Here is an 11,572-nt window from a genome sequence, read left to right on the forward strand (position 1 = left end):
GCGCTCTTAATACTATTGATAAAACGCATCAGCCTTCTACCGTAGCCCTGAAGAGACAATGATAAGAAGGATCTTAGATCATGGTGAACCCCAGCTACTATGCTGCTTTAGTGCTCAGCCCGCTGCTATTTTTTACCTCCGCAAAGCTACTGTCTAAAATAAAATCCCGCTCAGGAAAACGCCGCTATATCGCGATAACCTTTATGATGGCACTCATTAGCCTATCTATTCCGGCGGCCTACCTCTCAGACGCTATAGGAGAACATCCGGGCTATGCGCAGTTCAGGGTTCTGGCTTACAGCGAGCTGTTAGTGTGTTTGTCCGCACCCTTTGTCGGCGTAGTTGGCGTAGGGATAGCGTCTGTTTTACTTAAAGCCAGCGGAAAACGATGGTTAAAGCGCGGTATCTATCTGTTCTGCCTGTTCACGGTGCTTGGTTATACCAGTCTGCCTTTCGTCAAACAGTTGGCCAAGCCAAGGCCTTTTTATCCAAATGCCGCTACTATCGGCAACAGATGGATAGACGGCATCGCGCTACAAACCACGCCTTCAACCTGTGGGCCCGCATCGCTGGCAACAATATTAGCCCGCTATGGCAGCGGTGAGACCGAAGCCAACATAGCCGAACAGGCTTATTCGTCGTCCAGAGGCACAGAAAATTGGTATTTAGCCCGCTACGCGGCAAAACTTGGCTATCGGTATCACTTTCTGACCGAGCTCAATCTCGCAAAAGTACCAACCCCTTCAATCATTGGCGTTAACGTTAAAAGAATTAACCGCGCGGGAAAACCTAGCCGGGCGGGCCACTTTATTACCCTACTCGATAGCCACGACGGATATTACCTGATTGCCGATTCACTCAGTGGTTTACACCGGCTGACGGCGGAACAGTTTGATCGGAAATACTATTACCGCGGTTTTGTTCTCCATATCAGTAAGGCTGACGAATAGAAAATATCGCGCTAACTTCGCATTAAGGGCAAACGTACGCTCACAGACAGAAAACATATTCCTGTTTGTTCCCACTGGACAATGAATTACCATAACGGCCAATCTTTTCCCATTTGGCTATATGGATATCCAATGCGTTATTTGGCTGCTATTTTACCCGCGATTCTGTTACTGACTGCCTGTAGCAGCGATCCGCAATCGTCCTCGACAACTGCTCAAAGCTCACCGAAAGGCGGATTTAGGCTTGAACAGGAACATGCTATTCATCCGTTAAGCGGTGACTTTGCGTCTAATCAGTCAACCGAAGCCTTTATCGACAAAATGGTCAAGGTACATGGATTTGACCGCCAGCAGTTACACGACGTATTGGGCCAGACTAAACGCCTCGACTGGGTCATTGGGCTGATGGACAAGCAGGGGCCATCAACCACCCCCGCACCTCCCGGCTATGTCCCAAAGCCTAACGGAGCTTGGATCCGTTATAGCAACAAGTTCATCACCCCAACCAATATTCCAAAGGGCGTCGCTTTCTGGAATGAGCATGAAGCAGCCCTACAGCGTGCCTCGAAAGAGTACGGCGTTCCACCTGAAATTATCGTTGGCATTATCGGCGTAGAAACCGGCTGGGGCCGCAATATGGGCAAAACTCGGATTATCGATGCGCTGGCTACCCTATCGTTCGCCTACCCTCGCCGTGCTGAATACTTCACCAGCGAACTGGAAACCTTCCTGCTGATGGCCCGTACTGAAGGCAACGACCCGCTGTCTTTACGCGGTTCCTACGCGGGAGCCATGGGCTACGGCCAGTTTATGCCGTCATCGTTTAAACAATATGCGATAGATTTCGACGGTAACGGCCATACTAATCTGTGGGATCCGGTTGACGCTATCGGCAGCGTTGCCAACTACTTTCACGCCCACGGCTGGGAAAAAGGCGCACCGGTTGCCATACTGGCAAGCGGTCAAGCACCGCTAATGGATAACGGCTTTAAGACCAAATATCCAATATCTGTACTGGCTTCCGCCGGATTAAAACCGCTCGGCTCGCTCGGTGGTCATACCGAAGCCAGCCTACTGCGCCTTGATATGGGCACCAGTTACCAATATTGGTATGGCCTGCCTAACTTCTACACCATAACCCGCTATAACCACAGCACGCACTATGCGATGGCGATCTGGCAGTTGGGTGAAGCCGTAGGAAAAGCGCGGCTTCAGGCGAAATAGGCTGCGTGATACATGATGCAAAAGGGCCGCTACTGCGGCCCTTTTGGCAAAGTCATTTAATTATATTGCAGCATACGTTTCATCCGCATAATAACGTCGGAATATGAACATTTTCTAACGGCTGAAGTCTGCGTGTTTATCTATCCCTACCCTACTCGTTCATGCGTAACGCCGGTTAAAACCAGATGAATCCACAAATAACATCCTGATAGCCAAGGTTGAAACTTGTCATAAAAATGGTCCCTCCATCACTAAAATCCCGCCATGCCGAGCGTATTATTAAATATCCCCATAGCCTAATTAATAACGCAACTCTCGCGCGTAAGGTATTAGCATAGAGAAGTTAACCTAATGAATATATTTGAAAAATTGAACGCAATGCTCTCATCCGACGAAAACGAATATTACGAAAATGACTATTTTCTGGATGCTGAACGGCAAATAGCGCGGCTATCTGAAAACAACCTTCCCCGGTTACTTGCTGCGTGGCAAAATCAAAACACGGAGTGGTGGAACCGCTTTGCGCAGTCTTCGACCCATATTCCGCAGCCCGTTCTACGCCAGTTGCTGATGGGCACAATAACGGCACCAACTACATCGCATAAAAATAAAATCATACTATCTTTATTGAACCGACTACCGCACGAAACTGACGGTTCAGAGCTGTCTCACACGTTAGTGAATTACGCAGCAAAACTTTGGCGCGCCGAACCGGGGCTTCGTTTACAAATTCAGATGAGTACATGGCACTGCGGCCTTTCACCCCGGCTGTTAGAAAAACTGGGGTTTGGCTCATGGCATGAAGCAGGCCTGTGATAACGTTTCACGATACGAAAAATCAGTAATAGGCTGAAGGTTAAAAATAAAGGCGTTAATATGAGTCACTCACCGGTTATCAAAACCTCTGGAATCGATAATGTCAGCTTCGGCACCAACGTTACCGTTGTTCAGCCAGTTAATATCTATGGCAGCTTTATTGGAGATGATGCCTTTATCGGTCCCTTTGTTGAAATACAAAAAAATACCCACATCGGTCAACGTACTAAAATTCAGTCCCATAGCTTTTTGTGTGAATACACCACTATCGGTAACGACTGCTTTATCGGTCACGGCGTGATGTTTGCCAACGATATGTTTAGAAACGGTAAGCCAGACGCCCGGCCGGAATCATGGGCCCGTATTACTATTGGAAATAGCGTATCCATTGGTTCGAATGCCACAATTCTTGCCGTTAGTATTTGCAACAACGTGGTTATCGGCGCTGGTTCAGTCGTCACCAAAAACATTTCCGCACCCGGTATCTATGCCGGAAATCCGGCCAGATTGCTACGGCATCTGCCCCATGACGCCGCCTGACCTAGGCGTAATTTGCGATATCCAAGCCGCGGATTATCATGCCGAACGGTTAAAAACCGTTGACCTTCAACGCGTTAAGCCTTTCTGCAGCAAGCTGTACCTGCGGGTGACGAATAAACTCGTAGGCTTGCATTGCACTCTTTTTACCTAATTGCTGTTCGCTCTGCCAGTCGGCATGGCTGCGTTCGGTTAACGCCTTCCAGCTAAGCAGATTGTCGCTTCGCACCGGCAGAAAAGTGAATCCTAACGCAGGCAACCACTTCTCGATACCCTTTTCACGGGCGGAAATAAACTGCTGATATACACGCTCGGCCTGAGCCGGACCAAAAACCTCATTCAGGTCTTCAGCCGTTAATGACAGCCAAGACGTGATATCGATGGCTTTTCCTGACGTCACTAACGCCTGCCACGTTTTGGTACTGATACCCTTGAGGCCCAACCCTTGCTTACCGCTCAACCAGACTAAACGAGAGAGAAACTGTTGTTCGCACCCTTTCTCTGCGGTCCAACAGCTCAGAGCGTTATAACGCTCTTCATCGGGAACTATAACCTCAGCCCGGGACTCCAGCCGCCAAACAACCTGATTAATCTGTGGGACCCCCTGACCGGCCAGCGTAAGTGAAACGCGGTCTCCCGGCCGGACATCCCACTGTCGCCAGCGCGCCGGTGAACCTAGGCTGATGCGGCGTATCCATTTATCATCTAGTTTAACCGGATTAACGTTAACCACCGCCGAGATCCGCCCGGTTCTGCCAACGTTGAACTCAACCGACTGAATCTCGGCAACGATGTTTTCTGCCGGATATTTCCACGCCACCGCCCACGTTGGAGGTTTAGCGATCCATAGGTTGCCCACGGGCCGTTCACCCTGACGAATGACGATGCCATCACGAACAAAAGGAAGTTCAGTTCTAAACCAATGTTGATACCAACGATCGGCGTCTTCATATGATGCGACCTGATGGGTGTTATCAGGACCATAAATAAACCCCATATCCTTGAGCTGAGCAATTCTATTGACCATTTCCGGCGGGCCATCCGGCCAGTCCCATAGCCAGAAACCGATGCGTTCAATCGCCTGCGGTAAAAGTTCGCGGCTCATCATCGCCCCTGCGACTTTCGAGCGCGCATTTTGCCCACCATCCCGCTGCTGAATGTGGTTATCCATTCGCCAGAAAAGCTCGCCCTGAACCACCAGTCGCTTACGGTCGGTACGTATTCGACGGGGGATCCCTTTGATATTCAGCGCATGTGCGGTCCAGTCTTCACCCTTGCTATTATCTCCCCGGCTAATGGCTGACGTCAGATGGCCATTCTGGTATATCAACGTTACCGCCACGCCATCGACTTTCGGCTGCACCCATAAATCGCTGCGCTTACTCATCCAACTGGTCACCGCCAGAAGATCCGGCAGTTTCATCAGCCCCGTATGAACAATAGGGTGGACAAGCGGATAAGCCAGCGTATCGCTATTGACGGACACGGTTGCAGAAATCAGTTCTGGAAAGCAGCCGCGCCACTGTTCTCGCTGATTGAACAGGCTATCGTAAATATCGTCATCAATATCGGAAATACCGTGCTGATAATACGCCCGATCCCAGCGGACCAACTGGGCATCCAGCGCGCTAACCTCGCGGGCTGCCTGCTCTTGACTCCATTCAGGACAATCCGGTTGAGGTTGGTTTTGCCCCCATGCCATATTGCTGCTTAAACCGCTTAAATAAAGCAACAGCAGGCTGACCATTAATTTGATAAACAGATTGATAAATAACACCGTTGCGCACTCCGCCTGCCAGAAAACAGCATTGAAGTAAAAATAGCGCAGGGCCACCAGAGGGAATAATCGAGGTTGGAATATCGGCCGCAAAAATGATTCGAACGAGATGTAATACAAGATTATTTCGCGAAATGGATCGAAATAAGAGTAAATAGTGGCGATTCTAATAAAAATTATCCCTTATTGTGTGACGATGCTTTATGCTTCGCCGCAGCGGTGTATACTATACAGGGATTTTGCACGCTTCTATTTTAGACAATTCACCAACAACAAACAGACACAATAATGGCTAAAGGTACGCTTTACATTATCTCCGCCCCAAGCGGCGCAGGGAAATCCAGCCTTATTCAGGCTCTATTAAAAACTCAGCCAGCTTATGATATGCAGGTTTCTATATCTCACACCACGCGGGATAAACGACCGGGCGAAGTTGAGGGTGAGCATTATTATTATGTGTCCGTTGATGAATTTAAACGGCTAATTAAAGAAGATACATTTTTAGAATACGCCGAAGTTTTTGGTAATTATTACGGCACGTCAAAACCAAAAATTGAACGCGTTTTATCTCAAGGCATTGACGTTTTCTTAGATATTGACTGGCAGGGTGCTCGTCAAATCCGTGAAAAAATGCCGCACAGCCGCAGCATATTTATTTTACCACCGTCGAAAGACGAACTGGCTCGGCGCCTTCAGAACAGAGGGCAAGATAGTGACGAAATTATCGCTGGTCGTATGGATAAAGCCATACAAGAAATTTCTCACTATGCAGAGTACAATTATCTGATTATTAATGATGACTTTGATTTAGCTCTACACGACCTGAAGGCAATTGTTCGTACCGAACGACTGCTGTTAGATCGTCAAAAACAGCGAAATGAAGCTTTAATCAGTAAACTATTGGCAGACTGAGGCCGGTTTAAGTATCATGCCCAGTCCTTTCTTTATCTGTGGAGTTTCACAATATGGCACGCGTAACCGTACAAGACGCTGTAGAAAAAATTGGTAACCGCTTTGACCTCGTTCTGGTCGCGGCTCGCCGGGCTCGTCAACTTCAGACTCAGGGTAAAGATCCCCTCGTTCCGGAAGAGAACGATAAATATACCGTTATTGCACTGCGTGAAATCGAAGAAGGCCTGATCACCGGTCAAATCCTTGATTCAAACGCGCGTCAGGAACAGCACGAGCAGGATGCTGCAGAAATGCAAGCGGTCACCGCCATTGCTGAAGGCCGTCGTTAATTAAGGCGGCGTAACTACTTTGTACCTGTTTGAAAGCCTTAATATACTGGCTAAACAATACTTGCCGGATGAGCAAATTGAGTGCCTCAAACAGGCATACATTGTTGCGCGTGATGCCCATGAAGGGCAAGCCCGCTCCAGCGGTGAACCTTACATTACCCATCCAGTCGCGGTGGCCGGCATTCTTGCAGGTATGCGTCTGGACTATGAAACGCTAACCGCAGCACTCCTTCATGACACCATCGAAGACACATCGGTAACCTATCAGGACGTCGAACAGCGTTTTGGAAAAAGCGTTGCCGAGCTGGTCAACGGTGTGTCAAAGCTCGATAAACTCAAGTTTCGCGACAAGAAAGAGGCGCAGGCCGAAAACTTCCGCAAAATGATCATGGCGATGGTACAAGATATCCGCGTCATTCTGATCAAACTGGCTGACCGTACGCATAATATGCGCACGCTGGGCGCACTCCGCCCAGATAAACGTCGTCGCATTGCCCGCGAAACCCTTGAGATATACAGCCCGCTAGCCCACCGGCTAGGTATCCATCATCTTAAAATCGAACTGGAAGAGCTCGGTTTTGAAGCGCTGTATCCAAACCGTTATCGCGTTCTGAAAGAGGTGGTCAAAGCCGCCCGCGGCAATCGTAAAGAGATGATTCAAAAAATTCTCTCTGAGATTGACGGCAGGCTAAAAGAGGCTGGCATCCCTTGTCGCGTCAGCGGTCGTGAAAAGCATCTGTATTCTATCTACCGCAAAATGCACCATAAAGAGCAGCGTTTTCACTCGATCATGGACATCTATGCGTTCCGCATTATCGTCAGCGAAGTGGATACCTGCTATCGCGCGTTAGGTCAGGCCCATAGCCTGTATAAACCGCGCCCGGGCAGAATCAAAGACTATATTGCCATTCCCAAAGCCAACGGCTATCAGTCGCTGCACACCTCGCTAATCGGCCCTCATGGCGTTCCCGTCGAAGTACAAATTCGTACCGAAGACATGGACCAAATGGCTGAAATGGGCGTGGCTGCACACTGGGCGTATAAAGAGAAAGGCGAATCCGGCACCGCCGCGCAAATTCGCGCTCAACGCTGGATGCAAAGCCTGCTTGAGCTACAGCAAAGCGCCGGTAGCTCATTTGAATTTATTGAAAGCGTAAAATCAGATCTGTTCCCGGACGAAATTTACGTTTTCACGCCGAAAGGCCGGATTGTCGAACTACAGGCGGGAGCAACGCCGGTGGACTTCGCCTATGCGGTGCATACCGATATCGGTCATGCCTGCGTTGGTTCTCGTGTCGATCGCCAACCTTACCCGCTCTCCCAAGAGCTGCATAACGGCCAGACGGTAGAGATTATTACCGCGCCGGGCGCACGCCCGAATGCCGCGTGGCTAAACTTTGTCGTCAGTTCTAAAGCCCGGACCAAAATCCGCCAAATGTTGAAAAACCTCAAGCGTGACGATTCAATTGGTCTGGGGCGGAGGCTGTTAAATCACGCCTTAGGGCAGGGCCGCAAGATTGCCGATATCGAACCGCAAAATCTGAACCGTGAACTGAAACGGCTGAAGCTGGCCACCCTTGACGATTTACTGGCCGAAGTAGGTCTAGGCAACGTCATGAGCGTGATGATTGCAAAAAACCTACTGAATGAAGAAAACGTTGAAATTGAACCCGCAATCAACGGGCGTAAGCTGGCTATTCGCGGCGCAGACGGTATTTTGCTGACCTTCGCTAAGTGCTGCCGTCCTATTCCGGGCGACCCTATTATTGCGCATGTTAGCCCGGGTAAAGGGTTAGTTATTCACCATGAATCCTGTCGGAATATTCGCGGCTACCAAAAAGAACCAGAAAAATTCATGGCCGTTGAGTGGGCAGAAGATACTGAGCAAGAATTTATTGCCGAAATCAAAGTCGAGATGTTTAACCATCAGGGCGTGCTGGCTAACCTAACCGCAGAAATTAACTCGGCTAAGTCCAATATTCAGAGCCTGAATACGGAAGAAAAAGACGGCCGAGTTTACGTTGCCTTTATCAGGTTAACTACGCTTAACCGCGTCCATCTGGCCAATATAATGCGTAAAATTCGTATTATGCCGGATGTCATAAAAGTCACCCGTAACCGAAATTAATTCTTATGTCCCCTGAACGCTTCGCACGGATACGCCATATGCTTGTTACCCGGCAAACCGACCTGACGGTTTGTCTGGAACAGGTACATAAACCCCATAACGTCTCTGCGATTATCCGTACCGCTGACGCCGTTGGCGTACATGAAGTTCACGCCGTATGGCCTCATGAGCGGATGAAAACGCAGGTCGCCAGCGCAGCGGGTAGTAACAGCTGGGTACAGGTAAAAACTCACCGCGATATCGCCGATGCAGTCAGCCATTTAAAACGGCAGGGCATGCAAGTCCTTGCGACTAATCTGTCAGATAACGCGGTTGATTTTCGTGAGATAGACTACACCCGCCCGACCTGCATACTGCTCGGTCAGGAAAAAACTGGCATTACCCAAGAAGCGTTGGCATTAGCCGACAGGGATATCATTGTGCCAATGATCGGAATGGTTCAGTCGCTTAACGTCTCCGTCGCATCAGCCATTATTCTGTATGAAGCCCAGCGCCAGCGTCAGATGGCGGGCCTGTACAACCGTCTAAATAGCCCGCTGGACCACGAAGAGCAACAGCGTTTTCTGTTCGAAGGCGGTTACCCTGTGCTGGCCAACGTTGCCAAGCGCAAAAACTTACCCCGCCCGCATATTGACGATCAAGGCCAGATCGTTGCCGATGAAGGCTGGTGGGCGGCAATGCAGGCACTCAAGCCAAAGCGGCTGAGGCCTTAAGATGCAAGGCCGCCTGCTGGACGCCATTTCGCTGAACACGCTGTCCGGCGTGGGCGCTAGTCAGGCTGAGAAACTAGCCAAAATAGGCCTATATAATATTCAGGATCTGCTGTTCCACCTGCCCCTGCGCTACGAAGACCGCACCAAACTTTATCCTATCGGCGATTTAATGCCGGGACTACACGTGACCGTTGAAGGGGAAGTAATACGCAGCGATATCGCCTTTGGCCGCCGCCAGATGCTGACCTGTCAGATAACCGACGGCACCGGCGTTCTGACCCTGCGTTTCTTCAATTTTAATGCCGCAATGAAAAACAGCCTGTCGCCGGGCAAGCGGGTTAAAGCCTATGGCGAGGTTAAGCGCGGTGCCAACAATGCCGAAATCATTCATCCTGAATATCGCATTCAGGGAGATAACAGCGCCATCGAGTTAGAAGAAGCCCTGACGCCGGTTTATTCCACCACCGAAGGCGTACGTCAGGCGACCTTACGCAAACTCACCGATCAGGCGCTTAAGCTGCTAGATACCTGCGCTATTAGCGAGCTTCTGCCACAGGAACTCAGCGCTAACTTAATCAGCCTGCCCGATGCGCTGCGCACGCTACACCGCCCGCCGCCGGATACCCAGCTAACCGATCTCGAGCAGGGTAAGCACCCGGCCCAGCGCCGGCTGATACTGGAAGAGCTGCTGGCGCATAATTTAAGCATGCTTTCAGCCCGTGCCGGAGCGCAAAGCTACAGCGCTTGGCCGCTGAAAGATAGCGGCACGCTGGTACAGCAAATGCTGGCTGCCCTGCCGTTTAAGCCTACCAATGCTCAACGCCGCGTGGTTACTGATATTCAGCAGGATATGGTGAAACCCTTCCCGATGATGCGGCTGGTGCAGGGCGACGTGGGCTCAGGTAAAACGCTGGTAGCCGCGCTGGCAGCTCTCATTGCCATTGAAAACGGTAAACAGGTTGCGTTAATGGCACCGACAGAACTGTTGGCCGAACAGCACGCTAACAACTTTCGCCTGTGGTTTGAACCATTGGGTGTCAAAGTCGGCTGGCTGGCCGGTAAGCAAAAGGGCAAAGCGCGGCAGGAACAAATGGCCGCCATCGCCTCGGGAGAGGTCTCGATGATTGTCGGTACCCACGCCATTTTTCAGGAGCAGGTAAAATTCTCCGGACTGGCATTAGTGATTATCGATGAACAACACCGGTTTGGCGTGCACCAGCGACTGGCCCTGTGGGAAAAAGGCCAAGAGCAGGGCTTTCACCCACACCAGTTAGTCATGACCGCAACCCCAATCCCCCGAACGCTGGCAATGACTGCCTATGCCGATATGGACACCTCAGTTATCGATGAGCTACCGCCGGGGCGAACGCCGGTTACCACCGTTGCCATTCCGGACTCCCGTAGAGAAGAGATTATTCAACGGGTCAGAAGCGCCTGTAAGCTGGAAAATCGTCAGGCTTACTGGGTCTGTACGCTAATTGAAGAATCCGAACTGTTGGAAGCTCAGGCCGCCGAAGCGACAACGGAAGGCTTGAAAGAAGCGCTCCCCGAACTGACTATTGGTTTGGTTCACGGCCGAATGAAAGGCGCAGAAAAACAGGCAATTATGCAGGCTTTCAAGCTGGGTGAAATTCAGCTGCTGGTGGCGACCACGGTCATTGAAGTTGGCGTAGACGTACCCAACGCCAGCCTGATGATTATCGAAAACCCTGAACGCCTTGGTCTGGCCCAACTCCATCAGCTTAGAGGCCGCGTCGGGCGGGGTGCGGTGGCATCCCACTGCGTACTGCTGTACAAAACTCCGCTGAGTAAAACGGCGCAAAAACGCCTTCAGGTATTACGCGATAGCAACGACGGCTTTGTCATTGCCCAGAAGGATTTAGAAATTCGCGGGCCAGGCGAGCTATTAGGCACTCGCCAGACCGGCGTAACTGAGTTTAAAGTCGCAGACTTACTGCGCGATCAAGGCATGATCCCCGAAGTTCAGCGCGCTGCGCGCTATATTCACCAGCAGCACCCTCAACACGCTAAAGCGCTGATCGAACGCTGGCTGCCCGAAAGCTCAAGGTATACGCACGCCTGACCGGGCGCTTAAGCCCTTGCTCTTGTTTTTCAGCTCACCACCATTGCGCCATCGGCCAGCCGCGGCTTTTTATCATCAAGCCAGACTGAGAGAAAAATAAGGA

The 11,572-nt window shown here is 50.6% G+C and carries 10 protein-coding genes; 9 read left to right on the forward strand and 1 reads right to left on the reverse strand.

Annotation, left to right across the window (positions count from 1 at the left end; translation table 11 throughout):
* The first annotated feature begins 80 nt into the window (after window positions 1-80).
* From GVI43_RS12485 to GVI43_RS12500, 4 genes are all read left to right on the forward strand, one after another.
* Window positions 81-950, forward strand: a complete 870-nt coding sequence (locus GVI43_RS12485; protein ID WP_159567192.1) for a cysteine peptidase family C39 domain-containing protein — start codon at window positions 81-83, stop codon at window positions 948-950.
* 132 nt (window positions 951-1,082) lie between these two features.
* On the forward strand, window positions 1,083-2,174 hold the full coding sequence (gene mltB / locus GVI43_RS12490) for a lytic murein transglycosylase B (RefSeq protein ID WP_159567193.1): 1,092 nt from the start codon (window positions 1,083-1,085) through the stop codon (window positions 2,172-2,174).
* A 351-nt stretch (window positions 2,175-2,525) separates the two neighbouring features.
* Window positions 2,526-2,990, forward strand: coding sequence for a hypothetical protein (locus GVI43_RS12495; protein WP_159567194.1), 465 nt, complete (start codon window positions 2,526-2,528; stop codon window positions 2,988-2,990).
* A 60-nt stretch (window positions 2,991-3,050) separates the two neighbouring features.
* Complete coding sequence (locus GVI43_RS12500; RefSeq protein WP_159567195.1) at window positions 3,051-3,530, forward strand: acyltransferase; 480 nt, start codon at window positions 3,051-3,053, stop codon at window positions 3,528-3,530.
* Window positions 3,531-3,579: 49 nt separating this feature from the next.
* On the opposite strand, the gene ligB is transcribed toward GVI43_RS12500, so the two are convergent.
* Entirely contained in the window at window positions 3,580-5,304 is a 1,725-nt protein-coding gene (ligB, locus tag GVI43_RS12505) for an NAD-dependent DNA ligase LigB (protein ID WP_159567196.1), read from the reverse strand.
* Between the two features lie 288 nt (window positions 5,305-5,592).
* Between ligB and gmk the strand changes: the two genes are divergently transcribed.
* The 5 genes from gmk to recG are packed head-to-tail and all read left to right on the forward strand — an operon-like array spanning window position 5,593 to window position 11,469.
* Window positions 5,593-6,216 (forward strand): guanylate kinase, encoded by a 624-nt coding sequence (gene gmk / locus GVI43_RS12510; protein ID WP_159567197.1) that lies wholly within the window; start codon window positions 5,593-5,595, stop codon window positions 6,214-6,216.
* Window positions 6,217-6,269: 53 nt separating this feature from the next.
* Window positions 6,270-6,545, forward strand: a complete 276-nt coding sequence (gene rpoZ / locus GVI43_RS12515; RefSeq protein WP_159567198.1) for a DNA-directed RNA polymerase subunit omega — start codon at window positions 6,270-6,272, stop codon at window positions 6,543-6,545.
* Between the two features lie 19 nt (window positions 6,546-6,564).
* On the forward strand, window positions 6,565-8,673 hold the full coding sequence (gene spoT, locus GVI43_RS12520) for a bifunctional GTP diphosphokinase/guanosine-3',5'-bis pyrophosphate 3'-pyrophosphohydrolase (RefSeq protein WP_159567199.1): 2,109 nt from the start codon (window positions 6,565-6,567) through the stop codon (window positions 8,671-8,673).
* Between the two features lie 5 nt (window positions 8,674-8,678).
* Window positions 8,679-9,386 (forward strand): tRNA (guanosine(18)-2'-O)-methyltransferase TrmH, encoded by a 708-nt coding sequence (gene trmH / locus GVI43_RS12525; RefSeq protein WP_159567200.1) that lies wholly within the window; start codon window positions 8,679-8,681, stop codon window positions 9,384-9,386.
* A gap of 1 nt (window position 9,387) precedes the next feature.
* The gene (gene recG / locus GVI43_RS12530; protein WP_159567201.1) at window positions 9,388-11,469 is read left to right on the forward strand and encodes an ATP-dependent DNA helicase RecG; all 2,082 of its coding nucleotides are present in this window, start codon (window positions 9,388-9,390) and stop codon (window positions 11,467-11,469) included.
* The last annotated feature ends 103 nt before the right edge of the window (window positions 11,470-11,572 follow it).

Origin of the sequence: Budvicia diplopodorum (assembly GCF_009800925.1) — a bacterium.
GTDB classification, from domain to species: domain Bacteria; phylum Pseudomonadota; class Gammaproteobacteria; order Enterobacterales; family Enterobacteriaceae; genus Budvicia; species Budvicia diplopodorum.